Source organism: Pseudodesulfovibrio sp. 5S69, assembly GCF_037094465.1.
GTDB classification, from domain to species: domain Bacteria; phylum Desulfobacterota; class Desulfovibrionia; order Desulfovibrionales; family Desulfovibrionaceae; genus Pseudodesulfovibrio; species Pseudodesulfovibrio methanolicus.
In genome coordinates this window covers 3,379,919-3,397,919 of the sequence record NZ_CP146609.1, presented here as the reverse complement: position 1 = coordinate 3,397,919, position 18,001 = coordinate 3,379,919, and the positions used below count along the sequence as shown (strand labels likewise).

Genomic DNA, 18,001 nt, shown 5'->3' with positions numbered 1-18,001 from the left:
TTGGTGTAGGCCGGCGTTCCGGGCCGCGCTACGGGAAGCAGGAGCTGCTTCTCCTCCAGCAGGGGACGCCAGAAGATGGCCATGTAGAAGCGGTCCCAGGACTGGCGGCGGTCGCCGAACTCGAAGCACTGCCAGATGTTCTCGTCGGTCTTGCCAAAGTGATGATCATAGGCTGGCTGTATCGTGTGCGGATCATGCGTACTACATGGCGGATCATTTTTTCGGCAGTGTCGCCGTTGTTCGAGCGCTTGTCGCCGCCGCGAAAAACGGCGTCGATGATGGAGCGGCCCCAGGTCATTTGGAGAGGCTGGAAGCCCTTGACCTTCTTGTAAGTGGGCTTGACACCATGGCGCTTTGCCGCTTGGTCGTTGTCCATGACCATGGTGTCGATGTTCAGCTCGATCACTTCGGGGCGGGCACTCCTGAGCCGCCAGAGGAAAAGCTGCTGAAGCAGGCGTCGGGACAGGTAGGTCCGTTGCTGGGAGAAAGCCCGGTTGAATCGTTTGACGGTGTGCGAGGAGGCCATGGCCTCCATGTTCGATTCGATGGCGGCGGCATAACCGGGATCCTGGGCCAGGATGTCGAAGTGGGCGAGATGGCGACTTGTGCCGTCAAAGAAAAGCAGAAAACCTGCTGGAAGATTTCGTCGATGGGTGTGCCTTTGGGGTTCTTGCGTACGGAGCCGAAAAGGCGGTTGGTGTGGGGGAAAAGGTCAATGCCACGAAGGTAGCGAGCAAAGAGGTTGAGCTAGGCCCGGCCTGTCAGGCCGTCGCTGGTGACCTGGACATCGTCGATGAATATTGCTCTATTGCGTTTGCGTTTGGACATCCAGCCCTCTACTAAATGGGTGAAACGTTCATGATATAGTGGCTGGATGTGATTATAAACAAAAACAATGGGATATGCCAGCTTTGATGTTGTGTCAGACTGGAGAATCGCTCGGGTTAGGGAGGATATATTGATGCCTAAAAGAATGCTTTGCCTGTTGACGAATTTGCTCGGCGGCAAGGTGATCAGTGCCAAGCTCAAGAGGACTCTCGAAGACATGGAGCTTCTGGAGGTCGATGCCGTCTATTTCGATGTCACGGATTACGCCACGTATCCGCTTCCCCGGCTGCTTCGTCTCAGCAGCATATTGGAGGCGGCATGGGTTATTTCTCAAAAGGTGAAAGACGTGGATTTTTCCAGTTATGACGTGATCCTGGTGGGTAGCTTCGAGATGTTGTGGCCTGTTCGGAAATATGCGGGAAGCATTCCCACACTGGTCTGTCTCGATTCCACCCCGGTCGCGGCACGTTCCCTTATCGCCTTGGAGCGATCGTCCCTGAAGGAGCAATTCAAGAAAAATGTTCTTTTTCTGCTCTATAAGGGGATGTTCGGTCCCATATTCCGCAAACTCAAAGCGTGTTTTCCCCGAACCGATTGGTGCGCCCGGTCGCTTGCCGAAGATTTTCGTGTCGTCCCTGAGAGAATCGTGACCTGCTACCCCCCATTGGATTTGGACCGGTGGAAACCCAAGGAAGGTTATTCGCCTGCAGATCAGCCCCTTCGACTGCTTTTCGTGGGGAATGATTTCACCCGCAAGGGGGGGGAGGAACTCCTCCGGCTGTTTGAAGAGACACTGTCTCCCTGGTGCACGCTGACCATTGTTTCTTCCGATGCCGGTCTCGATGGCCGGGCATTTCCGCCTGGAGTGAAGAGACGTACGAATATCCCGTATGATGAGATGCCCGCGCTTTTCCGGCAGGCGGATGTGTTCGTCTTTCCAACCAGGCGCGACCAACTCGGGTTGGTGGTGACCGAGGCCATGGCTTGCGGGCTGCCCGTCATAGCCAGGAGCGTCGGGGGGCTCGTCGATATTGTGAAGGATGGTTGGAACGGCTACTTGATGCCGTACGACGCTCCCATGGAGGCATGGGGAGACCGTATAATGGCACTTGTACATGACCGCGACAAGGTCAATGAGATGGGCGGGAATTCGTCCACGCTCGCCCATGACCTGTTTAGCCGGAGCCTGTTCGATGAAAAAATCCAGGGCACGGTTCGGGCCGTGCTCGCAGGGGAACAATTCAGCGGGGGCCCTGAATGAGAGGAGCGATAGCCGATGACCGTCCGCTCTGGCGGTCTTTGTCGGTTCTTTTTGGCAAACGGCACGATCTCGACAGGCCGCGCCGTTTAAGGGGCGTATTTCTCTCGTGGGTATTCATGGGGCAGGGGCGATGAAGGGTGGGCTGTTGCGCTTGTGTTTGGGCATCAGTATGTCATCTATCAATTTGAAATAATTTTCTTAATGGCTGGACACTATTGTAAACGAAACGAGAGGACATGTTGGAGCCGATGTTGTATCGGGCGGGAAAAGCACTCAGGGTGGGTTCCTTATTTCAACTATGCCCGAAGATTTGGCTTGATTCTCTCAACGGCGGAGAAAGGTGGGGCTTATGAAGAAATTGTATTATGCGGTTCTTGCGATCCTGTTTATCGTTGCGTGGGGCGTCAATGCCCGCGCCGGGTCCATAACGGCCGTTTGGGTCAATAACGGCGAGGACAAGGTCGTCAAGGATGAGTTGCGCGCATCCAAGGGAGCGGACGTGGCGAACAGCGTATGGGACGGCAGGACCATCCACCTGTTCGCCGCCCGGAACGAAGTGGTCAATTTCAACACGGTGATCGAGAGTGCTTCGAGCAAGGCCCAGGACGTGCGGGTCTCCGTCAGCGACCTGGTATCCGACGACGGCAAAATTTCGTCGCGTAAGGCTGAAGGCGATGGAGTCTTCGACTATCGCGGCAGGAACATCGAGTTGTTTTTCGTCCGTTATCTCCAGATTGTCGGGTTGTCGCAGTTGGCCTATTCCCCCACCTATGATGAGCGGCATGTGCCCGAGAAGCTGCAATTGCCGTACACCCTGTCCTGGTCCAAGGCAAAATCCCACGGCGAGTTCAAGGATCGCCCCAACGCCTTCAAATTTTATCCCGACATCGCCGTGCCCATCGAAGCCGTAGGTTCCTTCTCCATCCCCAAGGGCGAGAATCAAAGCATCTGGACGGACATCTATGTTCCGCGTGACGCCAAGCCGGGTATCTACAAGGGGACTCTGACCGTGGCGGAGGGGGGCGGCAGCCCTCTCGAACTGCCCATCGAACTGGAGGTGTTGCCCTTGGACATGCCTGACAAGTTCAATGCCAAGACCATGGTCTGGATGAATACGGAGGACATCTACTATCGGTTTACCGGGATCAAGTGGAGGGACGCGGGCAGTGTGACCCCAGCGATTCGGAAGACCATGGACACGGCTTGGTACCGATACATGCAGATGGCCAAGCGGCATAGGGTCCACATGATTACGCAGGGGGTGGAACTTTTCAGCAAGGAACGGTTTTCCCGGATGGGCAAGGTGTTCGATGGAGAGTTGTTTACCCATAAGCATGATTACGAGGGCCCCGGTTACGGCGTCCCGTCCGACATCTATTCCGTAGGTACCTATGGTATTTGGAGAATGCTGCGCAGTTCGGCTCAGAAGAGCAAGGAAGCCATGTGGAAGCTCTCCAACCATGTCGTTGATTCTATGGAGAAGAGCTACCCGGACGTGGAGTATTTCATTTATTTGAAGGACGAGCCCCACGGGAAAAAGGCTTTTGCTGAGGTCGAGCAATGGGCGCAGTGGATAAAGACCAATCCGGGTTCGGGACACCGTTTGAAGACTTTTTGCACTGTTCCGCTCCCAGTCAAGCAGCAATATATGTCGGATGTCGATATCGCCTTGGAAGGGTGGGGACAAAAAGATGTATATCAAAAGGCGCTGGCCAAGTTGAAGGCCGAGAAGGGCAAAGTGATGACCTGCAATGGTTGGCGTCCTTCAAGCGGCACTTTTATGATCGAGGATGATGGTGTCGCCCTACGAGTGAATGGCTGGATACAGTTTAAACACAACATAGATAGATGGTTTTTCTGGGCTGGTACCAACTATCATAATCCCAGTACGGTAAGATATCAGACCAACGTATTTCGTGAGGCATGTACCTTTGGTCGAAAAAAAGGAAGTATCCATTCCAAATACGGCGAATGGGGTAATGGGTATGGCAACGGTGACGGCCTCTTGTTTTATCCGGGAACGGATACCGTCTATCCGGAGGACAGCTACGGTCTTCTTGGCCCTATCGCCAGCCTGCGTCTGAAACTATGGCGGCGCGGTCTGCAGGATTACGAATACCTCAGGATGGCTCACGAGGTCGATCCTCAGGCTGTGGAAGCACTGGTCAAAAAGATGGTTCCTGAAAGTCTGTGGGAGCTTGGCGTTTCGAACAAGAATGACCCTACATATATCCATAAAGGGTATCAGCTGGTCCGTTGACCCGGATGACTGGGAGCATGCCCGCAGGGAATTGGCGCAGATAGCCATGAGCAAAAGGAATTGATTGGCGCGAAGTGCGGCGGGATTTGAATTACAGCTGCTGTGTGTCGTATCAGGGAATTCGAGGATTGTATGAAAAAAAAGAAGCGAGTGCTGTTTTATCTTCCGACGATAGGTCAGGGCGGAATCGAGCGGGTCATCGAACATATTATCGATCAATTGCACGATAGAGTGGACTTTTGCGTTTCCGGCCAGCGGTTGGAGGAAAACAGCATCCTGAGCAGAGAGCGCCTCGGCGACAAGGCGGAACTGTTCGACGCGCCCGGCATCGACATGATGGCCAACCGCTACCTCCCGAAGAATGTGTACAAATTGAAGGGATATGTGGACCGATTCAGACCGGACATCCTCTTTTCCTTCTGGCATTTGCCCAACCTGGTAGCCGGGCTGCTGCTGAGCCTGTATCCCAAGTCGAAGCGGCCCAGATGGGTTTTGTCCGTTCACAACCAGTCGCCGGGGTTCGACCGCGAGAAAGGCTACAAGGGGAAGTTTCTCTCTTCGCTGCTGGTGGGGGTCGCCCGGTGTTCGGATACCCGAATCACCGTGGCCCCGCGCCTCATCCCAGGCTGCGAGGCCTATTATGGACAGAAATTCGATTTGTACTACAACCCGGCGGTGGACGACAGACTGTCGGATCTGGCCAAGGATGATCCGGGTCACCCCTGGCTCACTCCCGACAACAACACCATTCTGTCCATCGGCCGGTTGGACATCATGAAGGATTTCCCGACATTGATCGGTGCCTTTGACATCGTCAGAAAGGATGTTCCGGACGCCCGGCTGGTCATTCTCGGCGACGGCCCGAAACGCAACGACCTCCAGGCTATGATTGACGACAGGGGAATTGCCGACAAGGTGGATCTGGTCGGGTATGTGGCCAATCCCTATGCCTACCTTTCCCGCTGCAGGATGTTCGCCTTGACCTCGACTCACGGTGAAGCATCCCCCATGGTTCTGGCCGAGGCCATGTTTTTTTCCCGGCCCGTGGTTTGTACCGAGTTTTACACGGCACCCGACTACATAGGGGACAATGTCAACGGTCTGCTTGCAAAATGCAAGGATACCGGGGAGGTGGCCGAAAAGATATTGATGGTGCTCAAGGATCAAGATGGGGCCGCAGGGAGGGCGGAACATGCCAGGGAAATGGTCCTGGAGCGTCACGGCGTCGAGAATGCGGCCCGCCGCTACTTCGATTTGATATCCCGACTCTAGCTGCATCAGCCATTGATTGGGAGAAACGATGAACGATGCCAGATAGCCAATGAAATGCGTAGGCAAAGGATTGAATCGGCCATGAAGAAATTTCGCATCATGCGTATTAACATCGGCAACGGTTTCGGCGGCTTCCGGATCTCGGCTGCGGGGTTGCCTTGGGCATCCGGAAGACCTTCAATGAACATGTCACGGGGTTTTCACAGCCATGACTGCAAATCCTGTTTCTATACAACCCTTGGCTGCCGATGGAAACGGGCTGGTCAGGGCTACCCGAGCATTTCACTATCCTGCCCATGGGCAGGCTGCATCCCTGGATCGACAGATTGTTCGCCCGCGTCAACGACTCGCCTGTAAAAAATTCCTGATGTAAACCACCTCACAAGTCTTATCACAACGAGCTCCTGCCATATCTCTGACCATTCAAGATGAGGACTCATGTAAAAGGATCAATTAGTATGAATGTTTTAATTTTAGGTGGAACAGGGGCGATGGGAACTCATTTGGTGGAGCTCCTTGACGGAAAAGCTACTGAAATTTTCGTGACATCTAGATCTAAGCATTCAGATCATGGAAGAATCCGATATTTGCAGGGAAATGCTCGGGACAATGGCTTTCTTGTTGAAATTCTGAAAGATTCCTGGGATGTGATAATTGATTTTATGGTTTACAAGACTGGCGAATTCAAATCCCGGATCGATTTGTTGCTCGGCGCAACATCGCAGTATGTTTTTATAAGCTCCGCTCGTGTTTATTCCGAATCCGATGTTCCGATAACGGAGAATACGCCACGGTTATTGGATGTTTCGACAGACGAGGTTTATTTAAAAACAGATGAGTATGCTCTAGCCAAAGCGCGGCAGGAGGATCTTCTGTGTGATTCAGGATATCGGAACTGGACTGTGATTCGTCCGAGTATCACCTTTAGCGAAACGCGTTTGCAGTTAGGCGTGCTAGAGAAAGAGTCGTGGCTTTATCGTGTATTGCACGGGCGCAGCATTGTGTTTTCGGATGATATTGCAGATAAACTGACAGCAATGACGTATGGGTTGGATGTTGCCAAAGGCATTGCATCTATTGTGGGAAACGCCAAAGCGCTGGGGGAGATTTTCCAGATTACATCGGAGGAGGCCTTCCGTTGGGATGAGATCTTGGAGCTTTATTTGGATGTCTTGGAGACGCATCTTGGAGCCCGCCCCAAAGTTGTTATGACCAAAAAATCATCAAATTTGTATATCAGCAAATACCAGGTGATATATAGCCGCTATTTTAATCGTCGGTTTGATAACAGTAAAGTAAAACAATTTGTTGATGTGGATGCTTTCAGGAAAACAGAGGAAGGATTGCGTCATTGTCTCGGGGTATTTTTAAAGAGCCCGTCTTTTCGTGGTATAAATTGGACACTTGAGGCAATGAATGACCGCGCGGCAGGAGAGTATACTCCTTTGAGTGAAATCCCTTCATTAAAGTTGAGAATAGTATATGCGCTGGAACGATTCCGGCTTTCGTTCGTTGTGAAGTTGCTCAGAAAAGTTCGGCATTTATTCCATTAATCTTATTTTAAGTAGCTGAAATATCATGTCCTCTAATGCAGGAAATAGTAGCCGAATCGCCAAGAATACGATCTTTTTGTATTTGCGGTCGATCGTGACTTTGCTGGTCAGCCTTTACACGAGCCGGGTGGTTTTGGCGACGTTGGGGGTCGACGACTTCGGTATTTTTAATGTCGTCGGCGGCGTGGTAGGGATGTTCGCGAGCATTTCCGGGGCGCTGTCGGGGGCGATCAGCCGATTCCTCACGTTTGAGCTTGGGCGGGGGGACAAGCATCGCCTGAACACGGTTTTTTCGACAAGCGTTTTGATTCAGTTGATACTTGCGGCAATCCTTGTCTCCCTTGTCTTGGTGGGGGGCGGCTGGTTCGTGAATGCGAAGCTGAACATCCCCGCAGAGCGCATGGATGCCGCGAACTGGGTCTTGATCTGCTCCGCCGGCAGCTTTGGGGTCGGGTTAATCAGCGTTGCGTATAACGCGATGATTATCGCACACGAACATATGAAGACATTTGCCTACGTGAGCATCCTGGACGTAGTGCTGAAACTAGGGATAGTTTTTTTATTGATGGCATCTTCGTTCGATAAGTTGAAGACGTATGCGTTATTGTCGACGTGCGTTACCATTGTCATTCAGCTGACTGTTAGCATCTATTGTCGGATGCACTTTAAGGCGAGCCGCTTACGTTTTGTGTGGGACAAAGGCTTGATAAAGGAGATGTTTGGCTTCGCCGGGTGGGCTTTCTTCAGCAATTCTGTCGGGATGATAAATTCGCAGGGCATAAATATCCTGACGAATATGTTTTTTGGGGTCGCGCTCAATGCGGCCCGGGGGATCGCAATGCAGGTGCAGACATCCCTGTCGCGTTTCATTGGTAATTTTACGATGTCGCTGAATCCGCAGATCATTAAATCCTATGCGGCCGACAACAAGGATTATATGTTTCAGCTGATTTGCCGCGGGAGCAAGCTTGCGTATTTTTTGGCGTTGATGTTTGTGGTTCCTTTGTTCCTTGAGGCGGATACGGTGTTGCGGGTTTGGTTGGGAGAAGTTCCCGCGCATGCGACGCTTTTCGTGCGACTGACTTTGTTGGCGATGTTACCGCAGGTACTCGGTGGAGTCTTATTCACGGGGGCGATGGCGACGGGGAATATCCGTCGTTATGCCCTGGCCGTAAATAGCGTAAGTATTTTTGTCTTTATCATCACGTGGGGGTTTTTTTCCCTCGGATACCCGCCAGCGACAGCGTATTGTGTGCAATTCGTTATTCGTATACTGTTGATTATAATACGGGTAGTTTTGCTAAAGGGGATGATGGCATTCAGCCCTATTCTATATGTGAAAGAAGTTTTTTATAAAATAGTTCCCGTTTCGATTTTGGCTTTTGTCCTACCGCTATTGGTCTTTTTGTTGCCGATCTCGCCGTCTTTTTTGCGGGTTGTATTGATGACGGCTGTTAGTGTTCCCACAACGGTTGGCATCGTTTTCTTTTGGGGGTTGACCAAGGATGAGCGAGTTTTCGCTTTAGGAAAACTTCAACAAGTTAAAAACAAATTTTTGAAGGTATAATACACTATGGAAACGTATTATTCTGACGATAAAAATGTCCAGATTCTTGTCGCGCTCTTGAAGGCCCACGGTATTCGCAAAGTGGTTGCTTCCCCGGGAACAACCAATATGGCATTAGTTGGGAGCTGCCAGCACGATCCATGGTTTGAGATGTACTCTTGCGTGGATGAACGCTCGGCGGCCTACATGGCTTGTGGATTGGCGGGAGAGTCAGGAGAACCGGTGGTCCTTACCTGCACCGGTGCAACAGCGTCGCGTAATTATTTTTCCGGACTGTCGGAAGCATTTTATCGTAAATTGCCTATTCTGGCTGTGACCTTTTTCGTCAGTTATTACGGTATCGGGAATCTTGAGCCCCAAGTCGTTGATCGGAGTATTTCGCCAAAGGATACCGTGCGGTATAAGATTGAACTTCCGCACATCAAGGACGACGCGGATTTCCGCTTTGCGGAATTGAAAATGAATACGGCGATATTGGAATTGCACCGGAACGGAGGCGGTCCCGTTCACATAAATCTGGCGACTCTCCGGGGAGATTTCCCCGTCAAGGAGCTTCCGGCTGTTCGTGTTATCAACCGCATCACCTGTAACGATGAGTTTCCGCAACTTCCCAAGGATGCAAAACGAATTGCGATCTATGTTTGCTCGCATGCTCCGTGGACTGAGGCGCAAACAAAGGCCGTCGATGCGTTTTGCGCACGCAATGATGCGATCGTATTTTGCGATCATAGCAGTGGATACAAAGGTAAATATCGTGTTCTGTTTGCACTCGTCGCGGGGCAGGACCAATATGCATCGCCGCTCTGCTTCCCGGACCTGTTGATCCATGTCGGCGAGTTGTCGGGAGACTATTATACCTACGGACGTATGATGAGCCTGCGGGAAGCCTGGCGCGTGAGCCTGGACGGCGAGGTGCGGGACACCTTCCGCAATTTGCGCTACATTTTCGATATGGATGAGCAGGCCTTCTTTGATCATTACGCTAAGAATCCTGTTTCCGAGTCGATGGCGGAAGATGAGTATTTGAATGCGTGCCTCGCCGAATACGCCCGGCTGTATGCCAAAATTCCGGAAATGCCGTTATCCAACGGCTGGATTGCGAAAAACGTCGCGCCGCGGATTCCCGAACATTGTGTTTTGCACTTTGGCGTCAGCAACACCATGCGTTCGTGGACCTTTTTCGATGTGCCCCGTTCCGTGGTGACGAGCGCCAATGTCGGGTGTCGCGGAATCGACGGCGCACTCTCGACCCTTATCGGCGCCTCCCTGGTGAATCCGGAAGTCCTCCACTTCGGGGTCATGGGTGATCTGACCTTTTTCTATGACATGAATTCGTTGGGCAATCGCCATGTCGGCAACAACGTGCGGATTCTCCTCGTGAACAATGGGCGCGGGACGGAGTTTCGCCTCTATACGCATCCAGGTCAACGGCTGATGGGGGAGGACGCGGACCTCTATGTCGCGGCGGCCGGACACTTCGGGAACAAATCGCCGGAGTTGGTCAAGGGCTATGCTTCGGCGCTCGGGTTTGAATATCTCTGCGCTTCGAACAAAGAGGAATTCGTCTCCGTGATTGAACGCTTTTTGACGCCGGAGCTCACGAGCAGGCCGATGCTCCTGGAGGTCTTCACGGATTCGCAGGATGAAAGCGACGCATTGAAAATATTGAAGAATCTTGAAACTACGGCGGAAGGTCAAGCCAAAGAAATTGCTAAGAACCTTCTTGGGGATTCCGGAGTGAGGTTTGTGAAAAAACTTTTAGGCAAATAAGTAATAGTACTGGTGGATGAGTATCCTTTTGGGAGCAGGGATTCTTGCTGATTGATCAGATGTTGGTAAGCTGCAAACATGAACTAGATGATAATGTTTTAAAGTAGGATTTGTCGTAATCATCGGTAATTTATCATGTAATATATAAGGGTATGCAGATGAGAATAGCTCTTTTAACATATAATATTGGTCAAAATTACGGGGGAATCCTCCAAGCGTATGCATTAATGACTACGTTAAGTGATTTGGGACATAGTCCAGAATTGCTTTATATAAAGACAGGAAGTGTGAAGGGGTGGAAGCGCCTGATCAAAAAGTATATTCTATCCAAGTTTATGGGCAAATTTGCCAAACGGGAGAGTGAATATAAAAAGTTGCATGAATTTGTCGAGGAAAAAATAAATCCTAAGACTAAGCCCCTAAGCACAAAGAAAGATTTTTTAAGGGTTACAAAAAATAATTATGATGCGTATGTCGTTGGTAGTGATCAAGTTTGGCGCGCTCGCTTATTTAGATATATAGATTATGCTTTTTTCGGGTTTGTCGAAACTGGAGATCCAATATTTTTTTCATACGCGCCATCATTCGGTGTTGAAACATGGGATTATACAGAAGCTGAAACTTTAAAGTTCAGGGAACAACTGGCAAAGTTTAGAGCTGTATCCGTTAGAGAAGACTCCGGTGTTGAGCTTTGTAGGAAATATCTAAATAGAGATGCTACACATGTTTTGGATCCCACAGCTCTTTTAGACAAGACTCGTTATCTAAGCTTATTGGATAACAGTAATGCTGCTGACTATAGTGGTGAACTGTTGACATATATACTGGATGAAAGTGATGAAAAAAATAAATTAGTAGATATTGTATCGAAAGATCTTTCATATGATGTGTTTAAAGTTGGTTCGATAAATACTGATAGCGAGCGTATTGAAGATATGGTTTACCCTTCTGTGCAATCCTGGATTGAGGGATTTAACCACGCAAAGTTTGTTATCACCGATTCATTTCACGGTTGCATTTTTTCGATTCTATTCCATAAGCCATTTATAGTATATGGAAATAGAATGAGAGGATTGGCTCGTTTCAATTCAGTCCTGAAGATGGTGGGGCTGGAAAATAGGATGATCGCAAGTCTGGATGATGTTGACCCGAACCTGTGGTTGGAAGAAGTAGATTGGGAATCGGTCGATAACAAGTTGAATGTAAAGAGAAATATCTCATTCAATTTCTTGCGCGACGCTTTGAGTGGTGAACGACACCAAGCGGATGAAGGCTTTTGAATATGAATGAGCTGTATTTGTATCCAGCATGTTCCAATTCGGATAAAAATAAATATCTGCATAGATTGAGCGAATGTTTTGTCAGTCTGGGCTTCGACGTTTTGCCGTGGAAAGTGGCACTGAAATCTTTCAAATTCCGTTCCGGCATATGTGTTATAAGTTGGCTTGAAGATAATGTTGGCTTTTTAGATGTTAATCCCTGGGTGGCATTTGTTAAATGCATCATTATTCTGTCGGCGTTGAAGATAAAGACGAAGAAGATGATATGGGTCAGGCATAATCTGAAGCCGCATGATTTGGTGCGGGCAACCAAATTATATAATACTCTGGTTAAGATACTGACGGCCGTGTCTGATGTCGTCGTCACCCATGCGGAAAACGATCGGGTACACAATTCGACAATAATACCACATCATTTGTATTCAGGAGAAAAGCCCGCAGATACGATACGCGATATTGATATGTTGTATTTCGGGGTAATCAAAAAGTACAAAGGGATTGATCGTTTGTTGGGAGAATGGCCGAGCGATAAGAAGTTGATTCTGTTAGGAAGATGTGATGATGCTGATTTAAAGAAAAGGATTAATGCAGCCATTGTTGAGAGGGATTTGGACGTCGAGTGGAGAAATGAATTTGTCAGTGATGATGAATTGAACGATCATATATCGCGATCAAAATTTGTTATTCTTCCGCATTTGGACGAAACGATGATAGTGAGCGGCGCATTTTATCATGCTATTTCGTTTGGGGCCAATATCATACTGAGGGATGGCGCATTTGCCAGGACCTGCCAGCAAAGGCATCCCTTTGTTTCTGTCTATAAGCCCGGAGAATTGCAAGACGTCATCAAGTCCATCGACTATGTTGATCCTCATGTGGTAATGAAAATCGCTTCGGAACAGTATGGTGAGGAAGCGTGTAGGGCCGCCTGGTCCAGAATATTGGGACAGCCCTAAAATGAATGGTTTCCGATTGCAAGTCGCGCTGTGTCACGTCACGCGAGATTTGATTCGGGGCCGGGAGTATCCCGACCGTTTTCGAGCAGTGGCAACTCCCGGAGCACCCTTGGGGGCTAATCGTAAGGCGCTTATACCCCAGTGGAAACGCAGGCAAAGGAATCTGGATCGGCTATGAAGAAACTCCGCGTCATGCACGTTATCATCGGCAACGGGTTTGGCGGGCTTGAGAACGTCATGCTGGACCTTGTCCGCCAGGGTGACAGGGAGCGGTTCGAATATTTCATTTTGTGCCTGAGCACGCCCGACGTCATCCGGGACAAGCTGGAAGCATCCGGGGCAACCGTGCTGGACCTCGGCTACGGGGAAGGGTTTCATCCCGGGTTGGCCCTGGCCATCCGCAAGGTGATCAACGAACACGGTATCGATGTGGTGCACAGCCACGACTACAAGCCTTTCTTTTATACCACCCTCGGCTGCCTGGGCAAACGCGGGCTGGCCAAGGTCTACACCGAGCATTCCAGCATCCTGTCCATGAGCCGGAAGCATCAGCACATCGGCAGGTTGTTCGCCCGGTTCACCGACGCCATGGTCATGGTCAGCCGCCACCTGCAACAATATTGGGCGGACCCGGTCGGCCTGCCCGCCGAGCGCTCCCTGGTCATCCATAACGGCATAGACGTGCGCCTGTTCGACCACCCGGAGGACGGGGAAACCCTAAAGCGCGAGTTCGGCCTGGAGGGCAAGCTGGTCATCGGGACCGCCCTGCGCCTCAACGAGCAGAAGGGGCTGCAATACCTGGTCGCGGCCGCCCCGGCGGTCAAGGAGCGGTTCCCGGACGCACGTTTCCTGGTCATCGGCGAGGGCCCGCTGCGGGACGATCTTGCGACCCGGACACGGACCCTGGGGGTGGATGATGTGTTCCTGTTCCCCGGCTACCGCAGCGACGTTTCGCGAATCCTCCCGGCCTTCGACATCTACGTGCTCCCCTCCCTGTGGGAGGGGCTCCCTTTGGGCATGATTGAGGCCATGCTGGCGAAACTGCCCATTGTCGCCACCACGGTGGGCGGCGTCCCCGAGGTCCTGGTGGACCGTGACACCGCCCTGCTGGTGCCCCCGGCGGACAGCGAGGCTCTGGGCGAAGCGCTTTGCCATCTGGCCGATTCGGCCGATCTCAGGCGGATCATGGGGGAAAGGGGACGTGGCCATGCCCTTGCGGAGTACTCGCTGCAAAAGATGGTCACCACCTACGAGACCCTGTACCACGACATTTTGGCCGCCAAGTAGCGGCATCAGGCATCGGGACGGTGCGTGGGGTTCAACCCTCCCGGTCGCCGGGATGGTTGGACGATGCCGCGGTCCAGACCTGTTCGTCATTGTGCAGGAAGCGAACCCAGGCCCGGATCACGGCCAGGTTGAGGAGCAGCAGGGCGGACAGGGCTTTGCCAGGCCGGGAGCCGTTCTTTGTTTTCCAGGCGTACCAGGCGGCGAGCCAGCCCATCGCCTGGAGCGCGCCGAACCCGCTCAGCCATCCACCGGCCGCAAGGCTGAAGACCAGCGCGCCAGCAAAGAAGAGCGGCAGGAAGAGACGCAGGATTTTGTGCGAGATGAATCGGAACCAGAGCGGATTTTTCCATGGGAGAAAGAGCTCCGGGGCCAGGCGCAGGAGTTGCAGGTTGCCGTACAGGGTGCGCACCTTGCGGGTCGTCTCGCCCGCGTCCGAGACCGGCTTGGCGTCCACGGCCACGGCCCGTGTGTCGTAGAGGATGCGGTATCCCTTGAGGGCCGCACGCATGGGGATGAGCACGTCATCCAGGACCGTGCCTTCGGGCAGGGGGGCGAAGCAGGCCTTGCGTAGGGCGTAGATGGCCCCGGTCACGCCGATGACCGAGCCGCCGGCAGATTCGGCGGCGCGCAGCCGGACCTCGAGACTCCAGTAGGATGACCCCACACCCGAAGCCGCACCCGAGCCGTGCTCGGGCCGTATCTCCAGGCGTCCCGAGACCGCGCCCACCGAGGGATCGTGAAAATGGGACAGGAGCAGGCGGGCCACGTCCGGGGCGAAGGTCTGCCGGGCATCGCCCAGGAGCAGCAGTTCGTGGGCAGCGGCGGCTACGCCCGCGTTGAGGGCGGCGGCTTTGCCCATGGGGTGGTCCTGGCGGATCAGCCGGACGCGCGGATCGCCGTAACCGAGAACCGCCTGGTCCGTGCCGTCCACGGAGCCGTCCGAGACCACGATGACCTCCAGGCGCTCGGCCGGGTAGTCCATGGCCAGGAGGTTGGCGATGCGCGCCGCAATGCGCGGCCCCTCGTCGCGGGCGCAGATGATGACCGACACCGGATCGCCCGTATCGGCCGGGTCGGCCGCGTCCACGGGCCTGGGCCGGAGCCGGGCCAGGCACGCCTGGACCAGCGGGTACCCGGCGATGGTGTACGCCAGGAGCAGCAGGGAGAGTGCGGCCAGGATGGTCATGGGGAGCCTCGTATGCGCTGTCGATCGCTGGCTTAGTCTTCCGCGTATCCCTTGGGGTTTTCGGACTGCCAGTGCCAGGTGTCGCGGACCATGTCCTCGATGGTGTGGGTGGCCTCCCAGCCCAGCTCGCGTCGGGCCTTGTCCGTGGCAGCGTAGTTGGCGGCCACGTCGCCGGCGCGGCGGCCGACAATCTCATAGGGGATGGGCACGCCGTTGACCCGCTCGAAGGCGTGGACCAGTTCGAGCACGCTGCACCCCTTGCCCGTGCCCAGGTTGTGGACCATGTAGCCGGGCTCCTCCTCAAGCTTGCGCAGGGCGGCCACGTGGCCCCGGGCCAGGTCCACCACGTGGATGAAGTCGCGCACGCCCGTGCCGTCCGGGGTGTCGTAGTCGTCGCCGAAGATGCTGAGTTTCTTGAGCCGCCCCACGGCCACCTGGGCGATGTACGGCATGAGGTTGTTGGGGATGTCCGCCGGGTCCTCGCCGATGAGCCCCGAGGGGTGCGCGCCCACCGGATTGAAATAGCGCAGGATCGACATGTTCCAGTCCGGCTCGGCCGCGTGCAGGTCCTTCAATATCTCTTCGATGTACAGCTTGGTCCGGCCGTAGGGGTTGTAGGCGCTGGTCGGGGTCTCCTCGGTCAGGGGGAGCCTGTCGGACAGGCCGTAGACCGTGGCCGAAGAGCTGAAGACGATGTTCTTGGCCTTTCCCGCGCCCATGGCCTTGCACAGGTTGATCAGGCTGAGCAGGTTGTTTTCGTAGTACTTGAGCGGCTTTTGCACGGACTCGCCCACGGCCTTATGCCCGGCGAAGTGGATGGCCGCGTCAATGGTTTCCTCGCGAAACAGGGCTTCCACCTCGTCCAGGTTGCAGAAGTCCATGCGGTGCACCGGAATGGCGGTGCCCGTGATCCGCTCCACCCGCTCCATGGCCACGGGCGAACTGTTGCAGAAATTGTCCGCGCAGATCACGCCGTACCCGGCGGCAATGAGCTCAATGCAGGTGTGGGTACCGATATATCCGGCGCCTCCGGAGACCAATACTTTTTGGATATTCATGGCAGAATCCTTGTCTGTCTAGTCCACCGTCCAAGCAGACGGTCTGACCGGCCGGGTGCTCTCGGCCGATAATCTCAGCGTATACAGACTCAACGAATCCACCCCTTTTGTCCAGCCCAAATGGCAGTTGAAACGCATCCTTGACATGGTGTTTCTCCCGGAGAGTCATGCTCGCGTGGACTTGATGCTGGACAACCCCGGTAATCTGACATAAGCCCGGAATTTGAGCTGGACGGTCTATTCGACCCGGCGGCAATCCGCATGATTGGAAACCGGTTATCGCACTCCGCAGCCCTGTCCCGGAGTGTTTCAAGCCTATTTTCGGAGAAGAAAATGTCCCTGCAGAGCCTCAATCCGTTGACCGGCAAGGTCACGATGCAATTTGACGAGTTCACGCCCGAACAGACCGCCGATGCCGTGCGCGCGGCGGCCGAAGGGTACGCTTCCTGGAAGAATACCGACTTCGCCCGCCGCGCCGAGTGCCTGCTCAGCCTGGCCGGGGTGCTCCGGGCCCGGGCGGACGAGTACGCCGCGATCATGGCCGAAGAGATGGGCAAGCCCGTGAGCTTCGGCCGGGCCGAAGCCCTCAAGTGCGCGGGCGTGTGCGAATTTTATGCGCAAAACGGTGAGGCCATGCTCACGTCCGAGCCGGTGGCCGGTTGCGGACAGGAGGCCTATGTGGACTTCGCCCCCATGGGCACGGTGCTCGCGGTCATGCCGTGGAACTTCCCCTTCTGGCAGGTACTGCGCGTGGCGGCGCCCACGCTCATGGCCGGCAACACCGTGGTCCTGAAGCACGCCTCCAATGTGCCCCAGTGCGCCTTGGCCATCGAGGCCGCCTTCCGCGAGTCCGCCTTCCCGGACAACGTCTTCCGCACTCTGCTCATCGGGGCACGCCAGGTGGAGTCCGTGCTGGACTTCGATTCGGTCATCGGCGCGAGCCTGACCGGCAGCGAAGGGGCCGGGAGCAAGGTCGCGTCCGCGGCCGGGGCGCGCCTCAAGAAGTGCGTCATGGAGCTGGGCGGCAGCGACCCGTTCGTGGTCCTGGCCGACGCGGACATCGCCAAGGCCGCCAAGGTCGGAGCCATGTCCCGCTGCGCCAACGCAGGCCAGACCTGCATCGCGGCCAAGCGGTTTATCGTGATGGACGAGGTCTACGACGAGTTTCTGGCCGCCCTGGGCCGGGAGATGGACGGTCTCAAGATGGGCGACCCCATGGACGAGGACACCGTGATCGGCCCCATGTCCTCCGTCGGCCTGCGCGCCGATCTGCACAGCCAGGTGGAGCGCTGCACGGCCGCGGGCGGCAGGATCGTCAAGGGCGGGGTCCTGCCCGAGGGCGAGGCCGCCTTCTACCCTCCGACCATCATCGCGGACGCGCCCTTTGACGCCGAGGTCTGCCGCGAGGAGCTCTTCGGTCCCGTGGCCCTGGTCTTCCGGGCCGGGGACGAGGACCGTGCCGTGGCCATGGCCAACGACACCCCGTTCGGCCTGGGGGGCTCGGTCTGGACGACCGACGGTACGCGCGGCCTGGAACTGGCCCGGCGCATCGAGGCGGGAGAGGTGGTCGTCAACGGCCTGGTTCGTAGCGATCCGCTCATGCCCTTCGGCGGCATCCGCCGCTCCGGCTTCGGCCGCGAACTCTCCTCCTTCGGCATCCGCGAGTTCGTGAACATCAAGTCGGTCATCCGCGACTGACGGCTGCACTGAATCAAACGGAAAG

General features: G+C 54.4%; 12 protein-coding genes and 1 pseudogene. 10 read left to right on the top strand and 3 right to left on the bottom strand.

Annotated features, from left to right (window positions below; genetic code table 11):
• Window positions 1-160: 160 nt before the first annotated feature.
• Window positions 161-828, bottom strand: a pseudogene (locus V8V93_RS16130) (transposase); the annotation flags it as partial.
• 133 nt (window positions 829-961) lie between these two features.
• Here V8V93_RS16130 and V8V93_RS16125 point away from each other — a divergent pair.
• The 9 genes from V8V93_RS16125 (at window position 962) to V8V93_RS16085 (ending at window position 14,034) form a co-directional block, all read left to right on the top strand.
• Window positions 962-2,089, top strand: coding sequence for a glycosyltransferase family 4 protein (locus V8V93_RS16125; protein WP_338667634.1), 1,128 nt, complete (start codon window positions 962-964; stop codon window positions 2,087-2,089).
• Between the two features lie 349 nt (window positions 2,090-2,438).
• On the top strand, window positions 2,439-4,349 hold the full coding sequence (locus tag V8V93_RS16120; protein WP_338667633.1) for a DUF4091 domain-containing protein: 1,911 nt from the start codon (window positions 2,439-2,441) through the stop codon (window positions 4,347-4,349).
• A 132-nt stretch (window positions 4,350-4,481) separates the two neighbouring features.
• Window positions 4,482-5,621, top strand: coding sequence for a glycosyltransferase (locus V8V93_RS16115; RefSeq protein ID WP_338667632.1), 1,140 nt, complete (start codon window positions 4,482-4,484; stop codon window positions 5,619-5,621).
• A 458-nt stretch (window positions 5,622-6,079) separates the two neighbouring features.
• Window positions 6,080-7,174 (top strand): NAD-dependent epimerase/dehydratase family protein, encoded by a 1,095-nt coding sequence (locus tag V8V93_RS16110; protein WP_338667631.1) that lies wholly within the window; start codon window positions 6,080-6,082, stop codon window positions 7,172-7,174.
• 25 nt (window positions 7,175-7,199) lie between these two features.
• Complete coding sequence (locus V8V93_RS16105; protein WP_338667630.1) at window positions 7,200-8,741, top strand: lipopolysaccharide biosynthesis protein; 1,542 nt, start codon at window positions 7,200-7,202, stop codon at window positions 8,739-8,741.
• Between the two features lie 6 nt (window positions 8,742-8,747).
• Window positions 8,748-10,511, top strand: a complete 1,764-nt coding sequence (locus V8V93_RS16100) for a thiamine pyrophosphate-binding protein (protein ID WP_338667629.1) — start codon at window positions 8,748-8,750, stop codon at window positions 10,509-10,511.
• A gap of 158 nt (window positions 10,512-10,669) precedes the next feature.
• Window positions 10,670-11,791 carry a polysaccharide pyruvyl transferase family protein gene (locus V8V93_RS16095; RefSeq protein WP_338667628.1) on the top strand — a complete coding sequence of 374 codons (1,122 nt, stop codon included), beginning with the start codon at window positions 10,670-10,672 and terminating at the stop codon, window positions 11,789-11,791.
• 2 nt (window positions 11,792-11,793) lie between these two features.
• Window positions 11,794-12,747: a hypothetical protein gene (locus V8V93_RS16090; protein ID WP_338667627.1), complete on the top strand. Its 954-nt coding sequence runs from the start codon at window positions 11,794-11,796 to the stop codon at window positions 12,745-12,747.
• A gap of 174 nt (window positions 12,748-12,921) precedes the next feature.
• Complete coding sequence (locus tag V8V93_RS16085; RefSeq protein WP_338667626.1) at window positions 12,922-14,034, top strand: glycosyltransferase; 1,113 nt, start codon at window positions 12,922-12,924, stop codon at window positions 14,032-14,034.
• A gap of 31 nt (window positions 14,035-14,065) precedes the next feature.
• On the opposite strand, the gene V8V93_RS16080 is transcribed toward V8V93_RS16085, so the two are convergent.
• Both V8V93_RS16080 and galE read right to left on the bottom strand, forming a co-directional pair.
• On the bottom strand, window positions 14,066-15,220 hold the full coding sequence (locus V8V93_RS16080; RefSeq protein ID WP_338667625.1) for a glycosyltransferase: 1,155 nt from the start codon (window positions 15,218-15,220) through the stop codon (window positions 14,066-14,068).
• A gap of 32 nt (window positions 15,221-15,252) precedes the next feature.
• Window positions 15,253-16,278, bottom strand: coding sequence for a UDP-glucose 4-epimerase GalE (gene galE, locus V8V93_RS16075; protein WP_338667624.1), 1,026 nt, complete (start codon window positions 16,276-16,278; stop codon window positions 15,253-15,255).
• A 333-nt stretch (window positions 16,279-16,611) separates the two neighbouring features.
• Here galE and V8V93_RS16070 point away from each other — a divergent pair, with 333 nt between their 5' ends.
• Entirely contained in the window at window positions 16,612-17,976 is a 1,365-nt protein-coding gene (locus V8V93_RS16070) for an NAD-dependent succinate-semialdehyde dehydrogenase (protein WP_338667623.1), read from the top strand.
• The last annotated feature ends 25 nt before the right edge of the window (window positions 17,977-18,001 follow it).

Coding starts and splice junctions, on each gene's coding strand:
- V8V93_RS16100 (WP_338667629.1), top strand. CDS start 8,748: ATGGAAACGTATTATTCTGACGATAAAAATGTCCAGATTCTTGTCGCG.
- V8V93_RS16080 (WP_338667625.1), bottom strand. CDS start 15,220: ATGACCATCCTGGCCGCACTCTCCCTGCTGCTCCTGGCGTACACCATC.
- V8V93_RS16070 (WP_338667623.1), top strand. CDS start 16,612: ATGTCCCTGCAGAGCCTCAATCCGTTGACCGGCAAGGTCACGATGCAA.
- V8V93_RS16120 (WP_338667633.1), top strand. CDS start 2,439: ATGAAGAAATTGTATTATGCGGTTCTTGCGATCCTGTTTATCGTTGCG.
- V8V93_RS16115 (WP_338667632.1), top strand. CDS start 4,482: ATGAAAAAAAAGAAGCGAGTGCTGTTTTATCTTCCGACGATAGGTCAG.
- V8V93_RS16095 (WP_338667628.1), top strand. CDS start 10,670: ATGAGAATAGCTCTTTTAACATATAATATTGGTCAAAATTACGGGGGA.
- V8V93_RS16085 (WP_338667626.1), top strand. CDS start 12,922: ATGAAGAAACTCCGCGTCATGCACGTTATCATCGGCAACGGGTTTGGC.
- V8V93_RS16125 (WP_338667634.1), top strand. CDS start 962: ATGCCTAAAAGAATGCTTTGCCTGTTGACGAATTTGCTCGGCGGCAAG.
- V8V93_RS16105 (WP_338667630.1), top strand. CDS start 7,200: ATGTCCTCTAATGCAGGAAATAGTAGCCGAATCGCCAAGAATACGATC.
- V8V93_RS16090 (WP_338667627.1), top strand. CDS start 11,794: ATGAATGAGCTGTATTTGTATCCAGCATGTTCCAATTCGGATAAAAAT.
- V8V93_RS16110 (WP_338667631.1), top strand. CDS start 6,080: ATGAATGTTTTAATTTTAGGTGGAACAGGGGCGATGGGAACTCATTTG.
- galE (WP_338667624.1), bottom strand. CDS start 16,278: ATGAATATCCAAAAAGTATTGGTCTCCGGAGGCGCCGGATATATCGGT.